We start from the raw sequence: 20,882 nt of genomic DNA on the forward strand, positions 1-20,882 counted from the left end.
GCCCCGCGCACAAAACCGCGCGGTGGGAGGCAAGGGTCACGGCCTCCACACGCACGGCCTACGCCAAGGGCTGTAGGTGACTCACGCCCGCGCAGCCCGCATCAGAAGGTCGCGGAGAACCGCGCGCACGACCCCGCGCTAGGGAGCTCGTGAGTCACCGGGCCTTCCACGCGCACGGCCGCGAGCCGCCAGGCGAGCGGCCGTGCGCCGCACAGCACTAAGCGACGTGGAGGGGGTTGCCCGCGCGCGCACGGCCGCGAGCCGCCAGGCGAGTGGCCGGGCGCACGCAGCGCGAAGGGCCGCACCGCAGCGAGCGCCAGCGAGCGAGGATGCGGCGCTTCGCGCCGCGGGGGGTGTGGGGGGTCGTCCCCCCACAATGACGCGACGCCCCCCACACACAGGCAGCGCAGTGACACACCAGTCAGATCGGCAAGGGATAATACGAGCATGCGATTGTCCGCACGGGTCGACTACGCCCTGCGCGCGTCCGCCGAGCTGGCCGTCGCCGGAGACCATCCGGTGACCGCCGTCCAGCTCGCGGAGGCGCAGCAGATCCCGCCAAAGTTCCTGGAGAACATTCTCGGCCAGCTCCGCCGGTCCGGTCTCGTCCGCAGCCAGCGGGGGCCGGAGGGCGGCTACTGGCTCGCGCGGCCCGCCGGGGAGATCGCGCTCGCCGACATCATCCGCGCGATCGACGGTCCGCTGCTGGGCGTGCGCGGGGAGCGCCCCGAGCACGTCGGCTACGAGGGCCCCGCCCGCTCCCTGCAGGAGGTGTGGATCGCGCTGCGCGCCAGCGAGCGCGGAATCCTGGAGCGGGTGACGCTCCAGCACATCGCGGAGGGCGCGCTGCCCGAACCCGTCCAGAAGCTCACCGAGGACCCCGCCGCCTGGGAGAGCCCGTCGTTCCTGTGATCTGACGGCGTGCCCGAAGGCGATGTCGTCTGGTGGACCGCCCGGCGCCTGCGCGAGGCGCTCGCCGGGCGGCGGTTGACGCGCGCCGAGCTGCGCGTGCCCCGGTACGCGGCGGTGGATCTGCGCGGCCGGGAGGTGCTGGGCGTCGAGTCGCGCGGCAAGCACCTGCTGATCCGGATCGAGGGCGGGGTCACGATCCACGTCCATCTGCTGATGGAGGGCGAGTTCCGGGTCGGCCCGGCGGGGGCCGCGCCGCGCGGGCACCGGGTGCGGCTCGTCCTGGGCAACACCGAGCGGACGGCCGTGGGGACGTCCCTCGGCATGGTGGACGTGCTCAAGACCGCCGAAGAGGACCGCGTCGTCGGCCATCTCGGCCCCGACCTGCTCGATCCCGCGTGGGGTCCGGAACTCGCCGCCGAGGCCGTCGCCCGGCTCTCCGCCGGGCCGGATCGCGCGGTCGGCGAGGCGGTGCTCGACCAGCGGCTCCTGGCGGGCATCGGGAACGTCTACAAGTCCGAGCTGCTGTTCCTGCGCGGCGTCCATCCGCGGACGCCCGTCCGCGACGTCCCCGACCTCCCGGGCCTGGTGGACCTCGCGCACCGGCTCCTGGACGCCAACAAGGCCCGCCACGGCCACGTCACCACCGGCGACCTGCGGCGCGGCCGCACGCACTGGGTCTACGGCCGGGCAGGCCAGCCGTGCCGCCGCTGCGGAACCCCCGTCCGCCGCGCCGACCAGTCCTCCGACGCGGGCGACCGCGTGACGTTCTGGTGCCCCCGCTGCCAACCCGAACCCTGATCAAGCTAGGAAAGACACGGCAGAGTCCTTCCCACCAAACCGCGCAAAGGGCGGAACGCCGAAGCATCGAAACACACGGGGCGGAACGCCGAAGCTCCAACCAGCCGAAATCACGCAGGGGGGCGGAACGCCGAAGCGTCCCACCCCCTGTACCAGCACGCGAGTGCGTGCCCTGAGGAACGGGGCGAAGCCGAAGGCGAGCCCCGTTCCGAAGATCGCGAAGCGATGCGCACTCGCACGTCTTCCCGAATGGCCCTGAGCCGCCAGGCGAAGGGCCACCGAGGGAAGACCTATGACTGAGCCTGGAACATCCAGTGCTGCTTCTCCAGTTCGGCGGAGATGCCGATGAGGAGGTCCTGGCTGACCGGGTCCGGCTCGTCGGTCGCGGCGATCCGCTCGCGGAACCGCGCGATGATCTGCGCGAGCGCGTCGGTCACGGCGGCGACGACCTTGTCGTCCTCCAGGTACCCGGCTTCGAGCTGCGGGATCTCGCTGCGGTCGGCGACGGTCCGCGCGCGGCCGTCCGGGTTGACCCCGATGGCGATGGCCCGTTCCGCGACGTCGTCCATCGACTGCCGGGCGAGGTCGACGATCTCGTCGAGATGCTCGTGGACGACCTTGAAGTTCCGGCCCGTGAGGTTCCAGTGCGCCTGCTTGGCGAACAGGGACAGATCGACGAGGTCGACCAGCGCCCCCTGCAGCGCCTGCCCCGTCACCTTCTGCGCCGACTCGCTCAGCGGGCCCTTGATCGCCGCCATGTGGGGCTCCTTCCAACGTCGTTCCGGTCTCTCCGTTACAACGTCAGACCTGCCCGGGTATGCCGCCTTTACTCGTGAGGCCGCCCACAGAGGCGCGCCTTACTCGGGCACGGCGCGTGACGCACCGCCCCGAGCACCCCGCGCGGCGGAACCGCGTCAGGCGGCGACCATGTCGGCGCGGAGGTCGCCGGTGATCTCCTCGGGCGTGGCCGGAATCGTCTCGGCGGAGATGCGCTCGTGCTCGGGCGCGCCCGCCATGACCGGCTCGTGCTGCAGTTCGGCGAGGGCCAGCGCGTCCGCGACCTCGCGCAGGACGTGCGACAGCGGAACCCCCAGGGCCTTGCAGATCGAAGCCAGCAGCTCCGACGACGCCTCTTTCTGCCCTCGTTCGACCTCGGACAGGTATCCGAGGGAAACCCGTGCCGCCGCGGACACCTCGCGGAGGGTGCGTCCCTGGCGCAGCCGCAGCTGCCGCAGTACGTCACCGAGCAGCTGGCGAAGCAGGACCATCGTCTCGCTCCCTCCCTCAGTTCGGACCATCTACCGCTTCCACCGTACCCGGCCGGGGGGTGGGCATGGCAGACCGTCGATTTCGTGTTCGCTCGGAACGTAACGCTGTAATCAGCCCTACTCTTCCGGATCTTGACGAGCGTCCCCCGCCGCGGGCTCGGCGTCAAGTCCCAGCAGGACCCGTCGCAGCAGGTCAAGGCCGTGGACGACGGTCATGCGGCGCACCACCTCGCGCGCCTCGGGCCCCGTTCCGGCCACCGGGAGACGCGGGCCGACGACGATCGGTTCCGGCCCGGGTCCGGCCACCGCGACGTACACGGTCCCGACCGGGCGGCCGTCCTGGGACTCCGGACCGGCGACGCCGGTCACCGCGAGCCCGTAGTCGGCCCCGAGCCGGTCCCGGACGCCCGCGGCCATCCGGGCGGCCACCTCGGGGTGGACGGCCCCGTGCTCGGCCAGCAGCTCCGCGGGGACGCCGAGCAGCCGGTGCTTCAGCTCCGTCGCGTACGCCACGACGCCGCCCGCGTACGTCGCCGACGAACCCGGCATCCGGGTCAGTTCACCGCCGATGAGGCCGCCGGTCAGCGACTCGGCCGTCGCGACCGTCGCCCCGCGCTCGGCCAGGAGCCCGTGGACGACGCGGTCCAGGCCCTCCTCCCCCGCCCCGTACACGCAGTCGCCGAGCAGGTCCCGGACGGTCCGCTCGACGTCCGCGAGCAGCGCTTCGGGCCGGTCCCCGGCGGCGGTGATCCGGACCTTCACCTCGGACGGCGACGGCAGATACGCCAGGCTCACCCCGGCCATCCGCTCCACGTCCGCGAGCCGCCCGGCGATCACCGACTCCCACACGCCCGCCGTGCGCAGCGTCCGCCGCGCCACCGACGGCAGGCCCGCCCGCCGCTCCAGCTCCGGCAGGACGAGCTCGTCCACCAGCGTCCGCATCTCGTACGGGACGCCCGGCAGCGCGTACACCGTGCCGCCGCCCAGCTCGATCCGCAGCCCCGGCGCGCTGCCCGCCGAGTTCGGCAGCACCCGCGCGCCCACCGGCACCTCGGCCATGCGCAGCGCCATCGGCTGCAGCTCGCGCCCGGCCGCCGCGACGCGCTCGCGCAGCCGCCGCTCCAGCGCCGGGTCGCGGACGAGTTCGACGCCCGCCGCCCGCGCCAGCGCGTCGCGCGTCAGGTCGTCGTAGGTGGGGCCGAGCCCGCCCGTGGTGATCACGACGTCCGCGCGGCCGAGCGCGCTCTCGACCGCCGCGACGATCACGTCCAGCTCGTCGCCCACGACCACGCTACGCGTGACGTCCACCCCGTGGTCGGCCAGCCGCCGCCCCAGCCACGCCGCGTTCCCGTTGACCACGTCGCCGAGGAGCAGTTCGTCCCCGACCGTGAGCAGTTCGACCCGCATCTCGCCCATCGGCCCTCCCGTTTCCGCGTCCGAACCTACTCCGCGGCCGGGGACCGCCTCGCGGCGCTCCGCAGCCGCCACGCCTGGACGAGGTAGTCCGCGCCCGTCACGGCCGTGACCAGCACCGCCGCCCCCATCAGCGCGAACCGGACCGGGTCGAGCGGGCCGGGCAGGATGAAGAACCCGATCGCGAACACCTGCAGCATCGTCTTGAGCTTGCCGCCCTTGCTCGCCGGGATCACCCCGTACCGGATCACGACGAACCGCAGCAAAGTGATGCCGATCTCCCGGACCAGGATCACGATCGTGACCCACCACCACAGCTCGCCCAGCGCGGACAGCGTGATCAGCGCCGCCCCCGTCAGCGCCTTGTCGGCGATCGGGTCGGCGATCTTGCCGAAGTCGGTGACGAGGCCGTGCTTGCGCGCCAGGTCCCCGTCGATCTTGTCGGTGACGGACGCGACCGCGAACACCGCGAACGCGCCCAGCCGCCAGCCGGTGCCGTCCAGGAGCAGCAGCCACACGAACGGCGCGACCAGGACGATCCGCAGCACCGTCAGCAGGTTCGCGACGTTGTAGAGGCTCGGCGCGGCCGAGTCGGGACGGGACGGGCCCTCCGGTCGGGGGGAACCCTGCACGGGGTCCGGAGCGCCCGCGGTCACGAGACGTCCGCGACCAGGTCGACGCCGTCGCTGCCGGTCACCGTCACCGCCACCAGGTCGCCGACGGCCAAGCCCGCGCCGCGCACCAGCACCGTGCCGTCCACCTCGGGGGCCTGGTGCTCGCCGCGGCCCTCGAACGCGCCGTCGCCCGCCTTCTCCTCGACCAGGACGCGCAGCGCCGTCCCGATCCGGTCCTCGGCGCGCTGCGCGGTCAGCTCGTCGGCGAGGGCCGTCAGCTCCTCGACGCGGCGGGCGACCTCGTCGGGGTCGACCTTGCCGTCGAGCGCGGCGGCCTCGGTGCCGTCCTCGTCGGAGTAGCCGAACACGCCGACCGCGTCCAGCCGCGCCTCCTGGAGGAACAGCGCCAGCTCCTCGAAGTCGTCGGCGGACTCGCCGGGGAACCCGACGATGAAGTTGGACCGCACGCCCGCCTCCGGGGCCAGCTCCCGGACGCGGTCCAGCAGCTCCAGGAACCGCGGCCGGTCGCCGAAGCGGCGCATCGAGCGCAGCACCGGCCCGCTCGCGTGCTGGAACGACAGGTCGAAGTAGGGCGCGACGCCGGGCGTGCCCGCGATGACCTCGATCAGGCCGGGCCGCAGCTCGGCGGGCTGCAGGTAGCTGACGCGGACGCGGTCGATCCCGTCCACCGCCGCCAGGTCGGGCAGCAGCCGCTCCAGCGCCCGCAGGTCGCCCAGGTCCTTGCCGTAGGACGTGGAGTTCTCGCTGACCAGCACCAGCTCCCGGACGCCGTGCCCGGCCAGCCACGCCGCCTCCGCCAGCACCTCCGCCGGGGGCCGCGACACGTACGCGCCGCGGAACGCCGGGATCGCGCAGAACGTGCAGCGCCGGTCGCAGCCCGACGCGAGCTTCAGCGGCGCCACCGGGCCGCCGCCCAGCCGCCGCCGCAGCACGCGCGGCCCCGACGCGGGCGCGAGCCCCTCCGGCAGCTCCGGCGCCTCGCCGTGCCCCGGGATCGCGACGTCGGACGCGCGCCGCTCGACCGGGCTGATCGGCAGCAGCGTGCGGCGGTCGCGCGGCGTGTGCGCCGCGTGCCGGCGGCCCGCGACGACGTCGTCCAGCCGCGCGCCGATGTCGGTGTAGTCGTCGAAGCCGATCACCGCGTCCGCCTCCGGCAGCGCCTCCGCCAGCTCCGCGCCGTACCGCTCGGCCATGCAGCCCGCCGCGACGACCTTCGCGCCCGAGTCGTGCGCGGCCAGCAGCGTGTCGATCGAGTCCTTCTTCGCGGCCTCGATGAACCCGCAGGTGTTCACGACCACGACGTCGGCGCCGTCGGCCGACGCGGTGAGATCGAAACCGGCGCCCTCGATGCGGGCGGCCAGCTCTTCGGAGTCCACCTCGTTGCGGGCGCAGCCGAGCGTGACGAGGGAGACGGTGCGGCGTGTGGGCATGCCCCCTAAGGTAATGGGCGGCGAAGCCTGTGCCGACCCTAGGGCGCGCGGTTCAGCCCCGGTCTCAGGCGGACTCGGGGTCGGACGGGGTGAACGCCAGGTGGACGACGTTGCCCGTCTCCCCCGGTGTGCCGAGGTCCTTGCCGTTCACCGTCAGCCGGACGCCGCCGCCGTTGCCGATCGTCACCGTGATCTTCTTCTTGGCCTTCCACTGCTTCGACGCGCCGCTGCGCAGCAGCCCGCTGAAGAGCTGGCGGCCCTTGTCGCCCCGCACGTTCACCCACGTCGCCCGGCGCGCCTTCACCCGCAGCTCGACGTTCTTGCGCGGCGCGGCCGCCACCGGGCCCGCCGCGCGCGGCGCGGCCGGGGACGACGCGGCCCGCACCGGCTTGTCCGCCACCTGCCGGGCCGGATGCCGCCCGCCCGAACCGCCGCCGAAGAACTGCACGCCCGCCACCACCAGCAGCGCCGCCAGCGCGATGCCCATCGCCGCCGTCCAGTTCGGCGTCCGGCGCTCCCGGAACGGGACCAGCGGCCCCTCCGTCTCCCACGCCATCGACGCCGACGACGGCTGCGGCGCGCCGCCGTGCGCCTCGTCGTACGACCGCACCAGCGGCTCGGGGTCCGCGCCCACCACCCGCGCGATCGTCCGGATATGGCCGCGCGCGTAGAAGTCACCGCCGCACGCGCCGAAATCGTCCCGCTCGATGGACCGGATCACGCTCTCCCTGATCCGCGTCCGGAGGCTCACCTGCGCGATGGTGAGACCGGCCTGCTCGCGGGCGTCCGCCAAGGTCTCACCGATGCTCACGAGAGCCTCCCTCCCACTGCGGTGACGCCAGTCTAGGAACGGGAATGCCCGCTGTGCGACGGCCGACACGTTCGGAGGGTCCAAGATTCCCCATTGTTACTTGCGGGGGGTCGACCCCCCCGCACCCCCCGCGGCGCGGAGCATGCGTCCTCACTCGCTGGCGCTCGCTGCGGTGCGTGCGTTGCCTGTGGGAGGACAACCCCCCACACCCCCCGCAGCGCGGAGCATGCGTCCTCACTCGCTGGCGCTCGCTGCGGTGCATCCTCCGCGCTGCGTGCGCCCGGCCACTCGCTAGCGCTCGCGGCCGTGCGCACGCGGGCGAACCCCCTTCGGTTGCTGCTCGTTCGCCGGGCCCCTCACGACCTCACGCGCGGATGTCCGCGAGGACGCCCGGTAGTTCGTCCGGTTTGACCAGGACGTCGCGCGCCTTCGAGCCCTCGCTGGGGCCGACGATGTCGCGGCTCTCCATGAGGTCCATCAGGCGGCCCGCCTTGGCGAAGCCGACGCGGAGCTTGCGCTGGAGCATCGACGTCGAGCCGAACTGGGTGGAGACGACGAGTTCGACGGCCTGCAGGAGCAGGTCCATGTCGTCGCCGATGTCCTCGTCGATCTCCTTCTTGGGGCCCGCGACGTCGGTGACGTCCTCGCGGTAGACCGCCTCCATCTGCTGCTTGCAGTGCTCGACGATCGCGTGGATCTCCTTCTCGGAGACGTACGCGTTCTGCAGCCGCATCGGCTTGCTCGCGCCCATCGGGAGGAACAGCGCGTCGCCCTGGCCGACGAGCTTCTCCGCGCCGGGCTGGTCGAGGATGACGCGGCTGTCGGCGAGGGACGACGTCGCGAACGCCAGCCGGGACGGCACGTTCGCCTTGATGAGGCCCGTCACGACGTCCACCGAGGGCCGCTGCGTGGCGAGGACGAGGTGGATGCCCGCCGCGCGCGCGAGCTGCGTGATGCGGACGACCGAGTCCTCCACGTCGCGCGGCGCGACCATCATCAGGTCCGCCAGCTCGTCCACGATGACGAGCATGTACGGGTACGGCGTGTAGACGCGTTCGCTGCCGGGCGGCGCGGTGAGCTTGCCCGCGCGGACCGCCTTGTTGAAGTCGTCGATGTGCCGGAACCCGGACGCGGCGAGGTCGTCGTACCGCCGGTCCATCTCCCCCACCACCCACTCCAGGGCCTCGGCGGCCTTCTTGGGGTTGGTGATGATCGGCGTGATCAGGTGCGGGATGCCCTGGTACATCGTCAGCTCGACGCGCTTGGGGTCGACGAGGATCATCCGGACCTCGTCGGGCGTCGCGCGCATCAGCACCGAGGTGATGAGCCCGTTGATGCAGGTGGACTTGCCCGCGCCGGTCGCGCCCGCGATGAGGATGTGCGGCATCTTCGCCAGGTTCGCCACGACCGTGCGGCCCTCGACGTCCTTGCCGAGGCCGACGATCATCGGGTGGTGCTCGTTGGTCGCGGCGGGCGAGCGCAGCACGTCCCCGAGGCTGACGATGTCCTTGTCGACGTTGGGGATCTCGACGCCGATCGCGGACTTGCCCGGGATCGGGGAGATGATCCGCACCTCGGGGCTCTTCACCGCGTAGGCGATGTTGCGGGTCAGCGCGGTGATCTTCTCGACCTTCACCGCGGGGCCCAGCTCGATCTCGTAGCGGGTGATCGTCGGGCCGCGGGTGAAGCCGGTGACCTGCGCGTCGATGTTGAACTGCTCCAGCACGCCGGTCAGCGCGTTCACGACCTGGTCGTTGGCCTTGGTGCGCGGCTTGGCTACGCTGCCGGGCCGCAGCTCGCCCGGGTCGGGCAGCTCGTAGATCTCGCCGGACGACGACAGCGGGAGCTGCTCGGTGCGGCGCGGCGCGGGCGTCGGGTCGGGCAGGTCGGGGCGCGCGGGCGGTTCCGGCGGCGCGGGCGGCCCGTCCGCCGGTTCGGCGGTCTCGACGGGGTCGGCGGGCGGGACGGGCGGCGGGCCGAACGGGTCGGGCTCGAACAGGTCGTCGGCGAGCTCGCGGCCGGACGGCTCGCCGTTCTCGTCCAGCAGCGGGGTGTCGTAGGGCCGCGAGTGCGTGCCGCGCTCGTCCTCGGGCGCGGGCTCGTCGTCGGCGGGCTTGGCGCGGCGGCGCCGCCTGGGCTTCGCGCCGTCCTCGTCCTCGGCCGGGCCGGGCGGCGCGGCGCGGTGCTGGAGCGTCGCGACGGCCCACAGGTCGGCCAGCCGCTCGGGGACGCGCGCGATCGGCGTCGCGGTCACCACCAGCAGCCCGAACCCCGACAGCAGCAGCAGGAGCGGCACCGCGACCCACGCGCTGAGGGCCGTCACCAGCGGCGCGGACACCAGCCAGCCGACGACGCCGCCCGCGCCGCGCACCGCGCCCATGTCGTCGGCGGGCGACGGGCCGCCCGCGCCGATGTGGACGACGCCGAGCACGCCGAGCAGCAGCGCGGTGAGCCCGATGACGACGCGGCCGGTGTCCTCGGCGTCGCCCGGGTGGCGCAGCGTCCGCCACGCGAGGACGGCCAGCAGGACGGGCAGGCCCATCGCCAGCACGCCGATCCCGCCGCGCGCGACCTGCTCCAGTGCGCGCGTCACGACGCCGTCCGGCCGGAACCAGGTCACCGACGCGAGCACGATGGACGAGCCGAGCAGCGCCAGGCCGAGCCCGTCGCGCTGGTGCTCGGCGTCCAGGCCGCGCGCGCCGTTGCCGTAGGCGCGGAACACCGAGCCGACCGCGACGGCCGCGAGGTGGTAGAGCTTGAACAGCAGGCTGAGCAGCGCCAGGAACGGGTTCGCCGACGCGGTGGACCGGCGCTCGGCCGGGCGGTTCGCGGTGCGCGCGCCGCCCTTCGGCGCGGTCTTCGCCGTCTTCGGCCCGGTCTTCGGGGCAGCCTTGGGGCGGGTGCCGCCGGCCCGGCGCGCGGCGGGCGGCCGGTCGCCGGCCGGACGCCGTGCCTGGTCGGCCCCGGCACGGGAGGAGGACTTCGCCCCACCGGACGCACGTGTGGCCATGCTGGCGAGCGTAGCCAAGGAAGGCGCGCGAGCCGAGGATCGGCCGCCCCGGGCGTGTCGGCACGCCCGGGGCGGAGCGCCGTCAGACCTCGACGACCGCCGGGATGATCATCGGGCGGCGCCGGTAGTTCTCGCTCACCCACTTGCCCGCCGTGCGGCGGATGATCTGGCTGACCTGGTGGACGTCGTTGACGCCCTTGCCCGCCGCCTCGGTCAGCGCGGCCTCGATCCGGTCGATGACCTCGTCGAAGTCCTCGTTGCCGATGCCCGCGCCGCGCGCGTGGATCTCCGGACCGGCGACGACCTTGCCGGAGGAGGTGTCCAGGCCGACGACGACCGAGATGAAGCCCTCCTCGCCGAGGATGCGGCGGTCCTTGAGGGACGTCTCGGTGATCTCGCCGACCGACAGGCCGTCCACGTACACGTACCCGGCCGGGACCGCGCCGACGATGCTGGCCTGGCCGTCCACGAGGTCGACGACGACGCCGTCCTCGGCGATGACGATGTTCTCGTCCGGCACGCCCGTCGCCGCGGCGAGCTTGGCGTGCGCCCGCAGGTGCCGCCACTCGCCGTGGATCGGCATGAAGTTGCCGGGCTTGGTCATGTTGAGGACGTAGAGCAGCTCGCCCGCCGAGGCGTGCCCGGACACGTGGACCAGCGCGTTGCCCTTGTGGACGATCCGCGCCCCCCACCGGGTGAGCCCGTTGATGACGCGGTTCACCGCGTTCTCGTTGCCCGGGATGAGCGACGAGGCGAGCATGACCGTGTCGCGGTCGGTGATGCGGATCTGGTGGTCGCGGTTGGCCATCCGCGACAGCGCCGACATCGGCTCGCCCTGCGACCCGGTGCAGACGAGGACGAGCCGGTCGCCCGGGATGTCGTCCAGTTCCTTCTGGTCGACCATGACGTCCTCGGGCACCGTCAGGTACCCGAGTTCGCGCGCGACGCCCATGTTGCGGACCATCGAGCGGCCGACGAAGCACACCTTGCGGTTGTTGGCGACCGCGGCGTCCAGCACCTGCTGCACCCGGTGGATGTGCGAGGCGAAGCACGCGACGATCAGCCGCTCCTTGGCGGTCCGGAACACCTCGTCGATGACCGGGCCGATGTTGCGCTCGCTGGTGACGAAGCCGGGCACCTCGGCGTTGGTGGAGTCCGACAGCAGCAGGTCGATGCCCTCCGCGCCGAGCCGCGCGAACCCACCGAGGTCGGTGAGCCGCCCGTCCAGCGGGAGCTGGTCCATCTTGAAGTCGCCCGTGGCGAGCACCAGGCCCGCCGGGGTGCGGATCGCGACCGCCAGCGCGTCGGGGATGGAGTGGTTCACCGACAGGAACTCGCACGCGAACGGCCCGAACGCGCGGTGCTGGCCTTCGACCACCACGTCGGTGACGGGCTTGATGCGGTGCTCGGTGAGCTTGGCCTCCAGCAGCGCCAGCGTCAGCTTCGACCCGACGAGCGGGATGTCGCGGCGCTCGCGCAGCAGGTACGGGACCGCGCCGATGTGGTCCTCGTGGCCGTGCGTCAGGATGATCGCCTCGATGTCGTCGAGGCGGCCCCTGATGTACTCGAAGTCCGGCAGGATCAGGTCGATGCCGGGCTGCTCGGTCTCGGGGAACAGCACGCCGCAGTCGACGATCAGCAGCCGCCCGCCGAACTCGAAGACGGTCATGTTCCGGCCGATCTCGCCGAGCCCGCCGAGCGCGACGATGCGCAGGCCCTCGGGGGGCAGCGGCGGCGGGGCCGACAGGTCCGGATGGGGATGGCTCACGCGCGTACCTCCGCGGCGGTGCTCACGACGGACGGTGGAGCGGTCCCGCCGCTCGGGCGCGTTCGCGGCTCCCGCCGCGCGGCGGTCACCTGTCGACCTCCGGAATGCTTGCCTCGGGCACTTTGACTCCCCCTATCATCAGTTCTTCGCGCAGGTACGCCGCGAACTCCGGCGGGGCCTCCACCAGCGGGGCGCGCACGGCGCCGCCGCCCGGGAGGCCCAGCAGGTTCAGCGCGGCCTTGACGGCGATGGCGCCCTGCGTACGGGTCATGATGGCCGTGACCACCGGCAGCAGGCGCCGGTGGATCTGCAGCGCCCGCGCCACGTCACCGGCGCGATACGCGTCGATCATCTCATGCAGGTCGGCTCCGACGACATGTCCGACCACGCTGACGAATCCGGCGGCGCCCATCGACAGCCACGCCAGGTTCAGGTTGTCGTCGCCGGAGTAGAACACCAGGTCGGTGGCCGCCATCACGCGGGACGAGCCGAACAGGTCGCCCTTGGCGTCCTTCACGGCGGTGATCCGCGGGTGCTCGGCGAGCTTGACGAGCGTCTCCCGCTCGATCGGGACGCCCGACCGGCCCGGGATGTCGTAGAGCATGCACGGCAGGCCGGTGGAATCCGCGACGGCCGTGAAGTGGCGGATCAGCCCCTCCTGCGGGGGCTTGTTGTAGTACGGCGTGACGACGAGCAGCCCGTGCGCTCCGGCGGCCTCGGCCTGCCGGGCGAGCTGGAGGCTGTGCTCGGTGTGGTTGGTCCCGGCGCCCGCCACGATCACCGCGCGGTCCCCGACGGCCTCGACCACGGCGCGCAGCAGCCGCTCTTTCTCGGCGTCGCCGGTGGTCGGGGACTCGCCCGTGGTCCCGTTGACGACGAGGCCGTCGTGGCGCTGCTCGTCGACCAGGTGGGTCGCGAGCCGCGCGGCCCCGTCGTAGTCCACGCCGCCGTCGGGCAGGAACGGGGTGACCATCGCGGTCAGCATCCGCCCGAACGGGGCGTCCGCGGTTGTGCTCGGTGCCATGCACCGAACGGTACCGGTCCGCGGGGGCGGCGCGGACCCGCAGCCCCCGGTCGGCGGGCTCCGCGGCGGTCCTGAAGACCGCCGCCGTGCTCGGGGGGACACGGCGGCGGTCTCCTGCCCCGTCATCGGACGCGGGGATCGGCGCGTTACCCGGGGGCGGGCCAGCCGCGGTCGTAGGCGCGCCAGTCGGCGGCGCCGGTGGTCCAGTCGGCGTAGATCCCGACGCCGTAGGGGCGGGTCGGCGGGGCGTCCAGCCCGTCCACGCCCCGGCGGACGCCGCGCAGTGCGGTCGCCAGGTCCTCGGCCCAGCCGGTCACGGGCCGGTAGGTGGGGACGCCGATGAACACGGTGGCGCGGTCCCCGATGAGGTCGAGCGTCCACCGGGTGTGCGCCGCGTAGTGCAGGCCGACGAGGGAGCGGGTGGGCAGCTCGGTGTCGTAGGTCATGATCGCGACCTGGTCGGCGCGGTCCGCGAGCGCGCGCAGGAACCGGGCCGTGGGGCGCGGCGGGTAGTGCAGCGGGCCGGTGCGCGGGGCGACCGCGTCCAGGACGGGCTGGACGCCGTCCCACAGCGTCTTCTGCTCCACCGCGACCGACAGCACGCGCCCGCGCGCCCGCGTGAGCGCGCGGGTGCGCGTCAGAAGATCGAGGAAGGCGCCGTCGTCGCGGTAGACGGGCTCGAAGTCGTAGTGGATTCCGTCGAAGCCGACGTCGAGGAAGGTCGCGTCGGTCGCCAGGACGCGGTTCCGGACGGCGGGGTCGTCGAGGTCGATGACGCCGTGGCCGTCCACCTCGCGGATCTGCCCGAGGTACGCCTGCGCGCGGACGCCGGGGGCGTAGCGGCGCATCGCGGCCAGCAGCGCGGCGGCGTTGCGGTACTTGGCGGGCGGGACGGTGCCGTCCGCCTCGACCGGGCCCGCGTGGAAGAACACGTCGGTGATCCGCGCGCGGCGCAGCAGGTCGGCGAACGCGCGGTACTCGGCGTCGGTGTGGGTCTCCCCCACCCACTGGTGGCGGGCCCACAGCGCGTTGGCGTTCGTGCCGGGCGCGTGCGGGGCGCGCTGCCACCACGTCCACGCGCCGACCGGGACGAGCACGGCGAGGCCGAGCGCGTACGCGGCGGTCCAGGCGGCCGCGCGCACGACCGCCCGGCGCGTCCCCCGTCGTCGCATGGCGTGCATCGTCGCAGGCACAACCCGGGACGGGGAACCCGAACGATCAAGGATCGGTCATCGTTCCGCGTGTCGCGGACCGGATCGCGCACGGTGGGTATCCCCTTGATCACAGACGGGGCCCCGGGCATGACGGGGCCGCCGTCCGGGATGGAGGTCGAGCGACCATGCGACACCAGACCGAGGCGCGCCGGACCGACCGGCGCGCCGTTCCCCGGCGGACGGTCCGCCGGGCCGGTGACCGGCGCCGCGTGCGGCGCGGCGGCCGCTCCGCGGAGCGGCCCTCGGGCGAGCCGGCGCCCCTGTTCAGCACCCGTGCCCTCGTCATCCTGCTGGCGGCGGTGGGCGCGGCGGTGTTCTCCGTGGTCAGACCCGACACGGCGGTCCCCATCGGGGTCGCGGTCGGGGTCGTGACGGTCCTCGCGCAGATCGTCCGCGACTGACCGGGGGAAACACCGGCTGAACCGGAAAACGGCGGCGGGGACCGCGAGCCCCGCCGTCACGTCGTCCCCCGCACACGCCAGGACCCCGACCGCCACGCCGCTAGTCGGCGCAGAGGCAGAACTCGTTGCCCTGCGGGTCGCGCCAGACCTGGAACGCCTGCCCGGGGTCGGGCTCCACCGCGAGCGTCGCGCCGAGCGACCGCGCCCGCTCCGCCGCCGCCGTGACGTCGGGGACGGCGAGGTCGAGGTGGACGCGGTTCTTGACGGTCTTGCCCTCGGGCACGAGCTGGAACGACAAGATCGGTCCGCCCTCCAGCGGCTCCAGGTCGATCCAGTCCTCGTCGCGCGAGGTCTCCTTCATCCCGATCAGCGCGCTCCAGAACCGCGCCATCTCGTCCAGGTCCGTGCAGTCGTACACGACGTTCGTGACTTTCATGGGAGCTTCCTTCCCGGTCGACACCGGTGAAACCATAACGATGGTGTCTTCGCCTGGCAACCGCCAAAACCGGAACGCTGGTGTTGACCCGGAACGCCGGTGTCCGCCCTGGTAAACTCGCCGTTGCCGAGAGGGGGCCACCATGACGGCCGCGGAACCGGCGGGCCCGCCCGCCGCCCTGCTCCTCCGGGACTTCGTCAACACGCTCGACGTCGACGCGGGCACCGAGGAGCTGACCGACCCCGGACGGCTCGCGCTCTGGCTGCACGGCCGCGGCCTGGTCCCGGCCGACGCCGCCGCCGCGCCCGCCGACCTGGACACCGCGCTCGACCTGCGCGAGGGGCTGCGGGCCGCGATGCTCGCGCACCACGGCCCCCGCACCGTCCCCGAGCCCGCCGACCACCCCGCGCTGGACGCGGTGCTCGCCGGGCTGCCGCTGACCGTCTCGCTCGCGGGCGACGGGCCCGCGCTCGTCCCCGCCGCGACCGGCGTCCGCGCCGGGCTCGGCCGCCTGGCCGCCGCGCTGATGGAGTCCGCCGCCGACGGATCGTGGCCCCGGCTCAAGGTGTGCCCGGAGAGCACCTGCGCGTGGGCGTTCCTCGACACGTCCAAGAACCGGTCCCGGACGTGGTGCTCCATGCGCGTCTGCGGGAACCGCACCAAGACCCGCGCCTACCGCGCCCGCCGCACCGCGCCCGCCTGACCCCCTACGCTGGCCCCATGCCCCCACCGGACGTCCTTCCCGACGCGGGCGTGCGGCCCGCGCGCCGCGCCGACGCCGCCGCGGTCGCCGACATCCAGGTCCGCGCCTGGCGGCACGGGTACCGGGAGCTGCTGCCCGCGCCCGTCCTGGCCGAGGTGACCGGCGACGACGCCCGCGCCGCGTGGCGGGAGCGCTGGGCCGCGTCGGTCGCCGCGCCGCCGACCGCGCGGCACCGGGTGCTCGTCGCCGTCCACCGCGACCTCGTCACCGGCTTCGCCGCGCACGCCCCCGCCGAGGACGCCGACCACGACCCGGCCGCCACGGGCGAACTCGTCGCGCTGCACGTCGACCCCGCCCACGTCCGCGCCGGGCACGGCAGCCGCCTGCTCGCCGCCACCGCCGACCTGCTGCGCGAGGACGGCTGCGAGACGCTCGTCACCTGGGTGTTCGAGCGCGACGAGATCTTGCGCGCGTTCCTCGGCTCGGCGGGCTGGGCCCCCGACGGCGCGTCCCGCACCCTGGACATGGGCGAACCGGTCCGCCAGGTCCGGCTGCACACCGCGATCGGTCCCGATCCCGCCTGAACCCGCCTAACACGGGGTCGGTGAGGGGCATCGGACCGCCGGCCGTATGTTGGACGCGTGCCCGAGACGACCCTGACAGCGCCTCCCACCTCGCCGGTCGCGCCCGCCTCCGCACGCCGCCGCTGGCTCGGGGTGTGCGTGATCAGCCTCGGCGTCTCCCTGATCATCGTGGACGCCACCGTCGTCGGGGTCCTGCTCCCCCAGATGGTGAGCGGCCTCGGGCTGACCAGCACCGACGCCGAGTGGGTCACGTCGGTGTACGCGCTGGTGTTCGCCGCGCTGCTGATCCCGGCGGGCCGCGCCGGGGACCTGTTCGGCCGCCGCCGCCTGTTCCTGGCCGGGACGGCCGTGTTCGCGCTCGCCAGCCTCGGCGTCGCCGCCGCGCACAGCGGATCGGCGCTGGTCGGGGCGCGCGCGCTCCAGGGCGTCGGCGCGTCGATGATCATGCCCGCGGCGCTGTCCACGCTGAACACGCTGTTCACCGGCCGCGACCGGCACATCGCCTTCGGCATCTGGGGCTCGATGCTCAGCGGCATGGCCGCGCTCGGCCCGCTCATCGGCGGCGGCCTGGCCACCGGCGGCACGTGGCGCTGGGCGTTCTGGGTCAACCTGCCGCTCGGCGCGGCGCTCGTCGCCGGGGCCGCCGTCCTCATGCCCGAGACGCGCGGCCGCGCCGCCGGCTCCCGCAACCCGCTGCGCGAGATCGACTGGGCGGGCGGCGCGCTCGCCACGCTCGGCCTCGGCGCGCTCGTCTGCGGGATCATCGAGGGCCAAAGTTACGGCTGGTGGACCGCCACCGCGCCGTTCCACACCTTCGGACTCGACTTCCCGCGCGGCGGGCCGTCGCCCGTCCCCGTCGTGCTCGCGCTCGGGGCCGTGCTGATCGCCGCGCTCGTGCTCGTGGAACGCGCCCGCGCCACCGCCGGACGGCCCGTCATGCTCGACCTCGCGCTGTTCCGCATCCCGAACTTCCGGAACGGGAACCTGGCGTCCGCGCTGATCAACGTCGGGGAACTCGGGCTGGTGTTCATCCTCCCGCTGTTCATGCTCGGCGTTCACGGGACGTCCCCGATCCAGATCAGCCTCGCGATCCTGCCGCTGGCCGTGGGAGCGTTCCTGTCCGGCGGGTACGCCGGGCACCTGGGCGCCAAGCGCGGACCGCACCGCATCGTCCAGGTCGGGATGGCGCTGGAGGTCGCCGCCGTCCTCGGCCTCGCCGTCACCATCTCCCCGGACACCGGCGGGCTCGGCGTCGCCCCGTGGATGCTGCTGTACGGGATCGGGCTCGGGCTGACGTCCGCGCAGCTCACCAACGCGTCCCTCGCCGACGTGCCGCCCGAGCAGTCCGGGCAGGCGTCCGGAACGCAGTCCACCGCCCGGCAGATCGGCGCGGCCCTCGGCATCGCCCTCATCGGCACCGTCTTCGCGACGAGCCTCGGCCGCACCGTCACCGACCGACTCACCGACGACGGCGCGCCGCCCGCGCACGCGGCCGCCGTCGCCCACGACCTCCGGCACAGCGCCGGGACCTACGCGCGCGAACTGCACGCCGACCCGCGCCGCGCCGCCGACGCGCACGCCGCCGACGCGGGCCTGGCCGCCGCCGCCCGCGACGGGGCGCTGGTCACCGCGCTGATCCTCGCGGGCGGACTCGCGCTGTCGCTGCGGCTCCGGCCGAGCGGCGCGCGGCGTCCGGAAGAATCGGCGGCGTAGTCTCCCCTGTCGTCCAACGAGAACACGGTAACTGTGGCCACGCTCTCCCAATGGGTCGCCGGTTCCCGGCCCCGCACCCTCCCGACCTCCCTCGTCCCCGTCGTCGTCGGCACCGGCGTCGCCCTCGGCGCCGGGCACGCCGTCTGGTGGCGCGCCGTGCTCGCAGCCGTCGTCGCGCTGATCCTGCAGATCGGCGTGAACTTCTCCAACGACTACAGCGACGGCGTGCGCGGCACCGACGAGGACCGCGTCGGGCCGCTGCGGCTCGTCGGGTCCGGCGTCGCCAAGCCCAAGCAGGTGCTCGCGGCGGCGCTCGGCTGCTTCGCGGTCGCCGCCGTCGCCGGGCTCGTCCTCGCCGCCGTGACGACGTGGTGGCTGCTGCTCGTCGGCGCGTTCGCGATCCTCGCCGCGTGGTTCTACACCGGCGGGAAGACCCCGTACGGGTACCGGGCGCTGGGCGAGGTGTCGGTGTTCGTGTTCTTCGGGCTCGTCGCCGTCGTCGGCACCGTCTACGTGCAGACCGAGACGCTGCCCGCCGAGGCGTGGGCGGCGGCCGTCCCGATCGGGCTGCTGGCGTGCGCGCTGCTCGTCGCCAACAACGTCCGCGACATCCCGACCGACGAGGTCTCCGGCAAGCGGACCCTCGCCGTCGTCCTCGGGGACCGCAACACCCGCGTGCTCTACGCGATCTGCACGGCGCTGCCGTTCCTGTTCGTCGTCGCGCTGGCGATCTCGCACCCGTGGGCGCTGCTGGCGCTGCTGTCCGCGCCGCTGTCGGTGCCGCCGACGCAGAAGATCCTCCAGGGCGCGAACGGGCCGTTCCTCATCCCCGTCCTCGGCGAGACCGGCCGCCTCCAGATCGCCTACGGCGTGCTGCTGGCGGTCGGCCTCGCGCTGTGACCGTCAGCGGCGCGCCAGGTCCCAGTCGATCTCGGGCTCGCCCGCGTCGGCCAGGGCCTTGTTGACGGCGCTGAACGGCCGCGTCCCGAAGAACTTCTTCGCGCTCAGCGGGCTCGGGTGCGCCGACTCGATCACCACGTGCTGCGGGCCCGTCACCAGCTTGGCCTTCTTGCGCGCGTACGCGCCCCACAGCACGAACACCACCCGCTGGGGCTTGTCGTTCAGCGCCCGGATCGCCGCGTCGGTGAACTCCTCCCAGCCCTTGCCCGCGTGCGAGCCCGCCTCGCCCGCCCGGACGGTCAGGACCGCGTTGAGCAGCAGGACGCCCTGGTCGGCCCAGGGGGTCAGGTCGCCCGTCGGCGCGGGCGGGACCTCCAGGTCGGCGGCCAGCTCCTTGAAGATGTTGCGCAGCGACGGCGGAATCCGCACGCCGTCGCGGACCGAGAAGCTCAGCCCGTGCGCCTGGCCGGGACCGTGGTAGGGGTCCTGGCCGAGGATCAGGACGCGCGCGCGGTCGTACGCGCAGTGCCGGAAGGCGTTGAACAGGTCCTCGCGCGGCGGGTAGACGGTCTGCTGCTCGTACTCCTGCTCCACGAACGCGTTCAGCGCGGCGGTGCCGATCGGGTCGAGCAGCGGTTCGAGCCGGGCGCGCCAGTCATCGGGCAGGGACGCGACGAGGTCGAGGGACATGAGGGGGCCTCCGGGACGTTTGGACCAGCGTCGATGACCCTAACGAACGCCACTGACACGCACGCGCGAATCACCGGAGCGAACGCTCCCGGAAACTAGGATCACGCCATATGCCGGACTCCCCCCGCTGGCGTCGCCGCGCCGCCGCCCTGTCGCTTCTCCCGCTCGTCGCGGCCGCCGCCGCGTGCGGCTCGTCCGGGCCGACGACCGTGACGGTCCTCGCGTCGTCCGCGCTCACCGAGGTCTTCGGCGAGCTGGGCGCGGCGTACGGGCAGTCGCATCGGGACGTGCGGATCTCGGCGCGGTTCATGCCCTCGGCCGAGGCCGCGTCGGACGTCGCGGGGCGGGACGCCGCGGACGTGCTCGTCACCGCTGACCAGGGCTCGCTCGACTCGTCCGTCCAGGACCGGCTGACGGGACATCGCCGTGCCGTCGCGGGAACGGGCCTGACGATCGCCGTCGCCCCGGGGAACCCGCGCCGCATCCGGGGGCTCGCGGACCTGTCGCGGCCCGGGCTGCGCGTGGTCGTCGGCGCGGCCGTGACGCCGGTCGGCCGGTACGCGCGCCAGGTCACCGCCCGCGCCGGGGTGTCGGCGCGCTGGGCGGCCGAAGAGGTCGGCTCGCGGGCGGTCCTCGACCGCGTCCGCTCCGGCGAGGCCGACGCGGGTCTGGTCTACGTGACGGACCTGCGCTCGGCGGGCGTGGCGGCGTCCAGCGTCCCCATTCCCACGGCCGACAACGTGGTGGCGACGTTCTCGGCGGCGGTCGCGAAGGGCGACCACGAGGACCGCGCGACGACGTTCGTGAACTGGCTGACGACGCCGCCCGCCACAAGGCTCTTCGCGAAATACGGCTTCCTCACCGGCGGCCAACCCCAGGCCACGACGAACACGACCGGCCCCCCATAAACACCGAACACCACGATTATCCAAAGAGCCAGCCAAAAACAATCAGCGACCAAAAGGGGGGGGTTGCCCGCGCGCACGGCCGCGAGCGCTCTTCGCCCTCAAACTTGGTGAAGGCGCGGGGGTTGCCCGCGCGCGCACGGCCGCGAGCCGCCAGGCGAGCGGCCGGGCGCGCGCAGCGCGGAGGATGCACCGGAACGGAGCGCTAGCGGAGTGAGGATGCATGCTCCGCGCTTCGGGGGGTGTGGGGGGTCGTCCCCCCACAGG

At 73.8% G+C, this 20,882-nt stretch carries 20 protein-coding genes; 8 read left to right on the forward strand and 12 right to left on the reverse strand.

Annotated features, from left to right (window positions below; translation table 11 throughout):
* Nucleotides 1-447 precede the first annotated feature (447 nt).
* Both G339_RS0126015 and G339_RS0126020 read left to right on the forward strand, forming a co-directional pair.
* Entirely contained in the window at nt 448-912 is a 465-nt protein-coding gene (locus tag G339_RS0126015; RefSeq protein ID WP_026341786.1) for an RrF2 family transcriptional regulator, read from the forward strand.
* 9 nt (nt 913-921) lie between these two features.
* On the forward strand, nt 922-1,710 hold the full coding sequence (locus G339_RS0126020) for a DNA-formamidopyrimidine glycosylase family protein (RefSeq protein WP_019634001.1): 789 nt from the start codon (nt 922-924) through the stop codon (nt 1,708-1,710).
* Between the two features lie 290 nt (nt 1,711-2,000).
* Here G339_RS0126020 and G339_RS0126025 read toward each other — a convergent pair whose 3' ends face one another.
* From G339_RS0126025 to G339_RS0126070, 10 genes are all read right to left on the reverse strand, one after another.
* Nucleotides 2,001-2,468 carry a Dps family protein gene (locus tag G339_RS0126025; protein WP_019634002.1) on the reverse strand — a complete coding sequence of 156 codons (468 nt, stop codon included), beginning with the start codon at nt 2,466-2,468 and terminating at the stop codon, nt 2,001-2,003.
* A gap of 156 nt (nt 2,469-2,624) precedes the next feature.
* Nucleotides 2,625-2,978, reverse strand: a complete 354-nt coding sequence (locus G339_RS0126030) for a helix-turn-helix domain-containing protein (protein WP_019634003.1) — start codon at nt 2,976-2,978, stop codon at nt 2,625-2,627.
* A 117-nt stretch (nt 2,979-3,095) separates the two neighbouring features.
* Nucleotides 3,096-4,394, reverse strand: a complete 1,299-nt coding sequence (locus G339_RS0126035) for a competence/damage-inducible protein A (protein ID WP_019634004.1) — start codon at nt 4,392-4,394, stop codon at nt 3,096-3,098.
* Nucleotides 4,395-4,420: 26 nt separating this feature from the next.
* Nucleotides 4,421-5,047: a CDP-diacylglycerol--glycerol-3-phosphate 3-phosphatidyltransferase gene (gene pgsA / locus G339_RS0126040; protein WP_019634005.1), complete on the reverse strand. Its 627-nt coding sequence runs from the start codon at nt 5,045-5,047 to the stop codon at nt 4,421-4,423.
* Nucleotides 5,044-6,456 (reverse strand): 30S ribosomal protein S12 methylthiotransferase RimO, encoded by a 1,413-nt coding sequence (gene rimO / locus G339_RS0126045; RefSeq protein WP_019634006.1) that lies wholly within the window; start codon nt 6,454-6,456, stop codon nt 5,044-5,046. The genes pgsA and rimO overlap by 4 nt, the downstream gene beginning before the upstream one ends.
* Before the next feature lie 64 nt (nt 6,457-6,520).
* The gene (locus G339_RS0126050) at nt 6,521-7,267 is read right to left on the reverse strand and encodes a helix-turn-helix domain-containing protein (RefSeq protein WP_019634007.1); all 747 of its coding nucleotides are present in this window, start codon (nt 7,265-7,267) and stop codon (nt 6,521-6,523) included.
* Nucleotides 7,268-7,631: 364 nt separating this feature from the next.
* Nucleotides 7,632-10,277 (reverse strand): FtsK/SpoIIIE family DNA translocase, encoded by a 2,646-nt coding sequence (locus G339_RS0126055; protein ID WP_019634008.1) that lies wholly within the window; start codon nt 10,275-10,277, stop codon nt 7,632-7,634.
* Nucleotides 10,278-10,359: 82 nt separating this feature from the next.
* Complete coding sequence (locus G339_RS0126060) at nt 10,360-12,045, reverse strand: ribonuclease J (RefSeq protein WP_019634009.1); 1,686 nt, start codon at nt 12,043-12,045, stop codon at nt 10,360-10,362.
* An 85-nt stretch (nt 12,046-12,130) separates the two neighbouring features.
* Entirely contained in the window at nt 12,131-13,069 is a 939-nt protein-coding gene (gene dapA / locus G339_RS0126065; RefSeq protein ID WP_157408009.1) for a 4-hydroxy-tetrahydrodipicolinate synthase, read from the reverse strand.
* Nucleotides 13,070-13,215: 146 nt separating this feature from the next.
* A complete protein-coding gene (locus tag G339_RS0126070) occupies nt 13,216-14,241 on the reverse strand; it encodes a glycoside hydrolase family 18 protein (protein WP_240489908.1) in 1,026 nt (341 codons plus the stop codon).
* 167 nt (nt 14,242-14,408) lie between these two features.
* On the opposite strand from G339_RS0126070, the gene G339_RS0126075 reads away from it, so the two are divergent.
* The gene (locus G339_RS0126075; RefSeq protein WP_019634012.1) at nt 14,409-14,684 is read left to right on the forward strand and encodes a hypothetical protein; all 276 of its coding nucleotides are present in this window, start codon (nt 14,409-14,411) and stop codon (nt 14,682-14,684) included.
* A gap of 100 nt (nt 14,685-14,784) precedes the next feature.
* Here G339_RS0126075 and G339_RS0126080 read toward each other — a convergent pair whose 3' ends face one another.
* Nucleotides 14,785-15,120, reverse strand: coding sequence for a VOC family protein (locus tag G339_RS0126080; RefSeq protein WP_019634013.1), 336 nt, complete (start codon nt 15,118-15,120; stop codon nt 14,785-14,787).
* 142 nt (nt 15,121-15,262) lie between these two features.
* On the opposite strand from G339_RS0126080, the gene G339_RS0126085 reads away from it, so the two are divergent.
* From G339_RS0126085 to G339_RS0126100, 4 genes are read left to right on the forward strand one after another with little or no spacing between them, the layout of a single operon-like run.
* Nucleotides 15,263-15,823: a CGNR zinc finger domain-containing protein gene (locus G339_RS0126085; RefSeq protein WP_019634014.1), complete on the forward strand. Its 561-nt coding sequence runs from the start codon at nt 15,263-15,265 to the stop codon at nt 15,821-15,823.
* Nucleotides 15,824-15,840: 17 nt separating this feature from the next.
* Nucleotides 15,841-16,407 (forward strand): GNAT family N-acetyltransferase, encoded by a 567-nt coding sequence (locus G339_RS0126090; RefSeq protein WP_033324366.1) that lies wholly within the window; start codon nt 15,841-15,843, stop codon nt 16,405-16,407.
* Nucleotides 16,408-16,464: 57 nt separating this feature from the next.
* The gene (locus tag G339_RS0126095; RefSeq protein WP_240489909.1) at nt 16,465-18,120 is read left to right on the forward strand and encodes an MFS transporter; all 1,656 of its coding nucleotides are present in this window, start codon (nt 16,465-16,467) and stop codon (nt 18,118-18,120) included.
* Nucleotides 18,121-18,153: 33 nt separating this feature from the next.
* The gene (locus G339_RS0126100) at nt 18,154-19,020 is read left to right on the forward strand and encodes a 1,4-dihydroxy-2-naphthoate polyprenyltransferase (RefSeq protein WP_019634017.1); all 867 of its coding nucleotides are present in this window, start codon (nt 18,154-18,156) and stop codon (nt 19,018-19,020) included.
* 3 nt (nt 19,021-19,023) lie between these two features.
* Here the strand turns inward: G339_RS0126100 and G339_RS0126105 are convergent, their stop codons facing one another.
* Nucleotides 19,024-19,710: a uracil-DNA glycosylase gene (locus G339_RS0126105; RefSeq protein WP_019634018.1), complete on the reverse strand. Its 687-nt coding sequence runs from the start codon at nt 19,708-19,710 to the stop codon at nt 19,024-19,026.
* 110 nt (nt 19,711-19,820) lie between these two features.
* Between G339_RS0126105 and G339_RS0126110 the strand changes: the two genes are divergently transcribed.
* The gene (locus G339_RS0126110; protein WP_019634019.1) at nt 19,821-20,618 is read left to right on the forward strand and encodes a substrate-binding domain-containing protein; all 798 of its coding nucleotides are present in this window, start codon (nt 19,821-19,823) and stop codon (nt 20,616-20,618) included.
* The last annotated feature ends 264 nt before the right edge of the window (nt 20,619-20,882 follow it).

The organism is Actinomadura atramentaria DSM 43919, from assembly GCF_000381885.1.
Classification (GTDB): Bacteria; Actinomycetota; Actinomycetes; order Streptosporangiales; family Streptosporangiaceae; genus Spirillospora; species Spirillospora atramentaria.

What these genes read in the sequence shown, in the direction of transcription:
- G339_RS0126015 (WP_026341786.1), top strand. Translation starts at nt 448, where the DNA reads ATGCGATTGTCCGCACGGGTCGACTACGCCCTGCGCGCGTCCGCCGAG.
- G339_RS0126025 (WP_019634002.1), bottom strand. Translation starts at nt 2,468, where the DNA reads ATGGCGGCGATCAAGGGCCCGCTGAGCGAGTCGGCGCAGAAGGTGACG.
- G339_RS0126030 (WP_019634003.1), bottom strand. Translation starts at nt 2,978, where the DNA reads ATGGTCCTGCTTCGCCAGCTGCTCGGTGACGTACTGCGGCAGCTGCGG.
- G339_RS0126035 (WP_019634004.1), bottom strand. Translation starts at nt 4,394, where the DNA reads ATGGGCGAGATGCGGGTCGAACTGCTCACGGTCGGGGACGAACTGCTC.
- rimO (WP_019634006.1), bottom strand. Translation starts at nt 6,456, where the DNA reads ATGCCCACACGCCGCACCGTCTCCCTCGTCACGCTCGGCTGCGCCCGC.
- G339_RS0126055 (WP_019634008.1), bottom strand. Translation starts at nt 10,277, where the DNA reads ATGGCCACACGTGCGTCCGGTGGGGCGAAGTCCTCCTCCCGTGCCGGG.
- dapA (WP_157408009.1), bottom strand. Translation starts at nt 13,069, where the DNA reads ATGGCACCGAGCACAACCGCGGACGCCCCGTTCGGGCGGATGCTGACC.
- G339_RS0126070 (WP_240489908.1), bottom strand. Translation starts at nt 14,241, where the DNA reads ATGCGACGACGGGGGACGCGCCGGGCGGTCGTGCGCGCGGCCGCCTGG.
- G339_RS0126075 (WP_019634012.1), top strand. Translation starts at nt 14,409, where the DNA reads ATGCGACACCAGACCGAGGCGCGCCGGACCGACCGGCGCGCCGTTCCC.
- G339_RS0126080 (WP_019634013.1), bottom strand. Translation starts at nt 15,120, where the DNA reads ATGAAAGTCACGAACGTCGTGTACGACTGCACGGACCTGGACGAGATG.
- G339_RS0126085 (WP_019634014.1), top strand. Translation starts at nt 15,263, where the DNA reads ATGACGGCCGCGGAACCGGCGGGCCCGCCCGCCGCCCTGCTCCTCCGG.
- G339_RS0126090 (WP_033324366.1), top strand. Translation starts at nt 15,841, where the DNA reads ATGCCCCCACCGGACGTCCTTCCCGACGCGGGCGTGCGGCCCGCGCGC.
- G339_RS0126105 (WP_019634018.1), bottom strand. Translation starts at nt 19,710, where the DNA reads ATGTCCCTCGACCTCGTCGCGTCCCTGCCCGATGACTGGCGCGCCCGG.
- G339_RS0126110 (WP_019634019.1), top strand. Translation starts at nt 19,821, where the DNA reads ATGCCGGACTCCCCCCGCTGGCGTCGCCGCGCCGCCGCCCTGTCGCTT.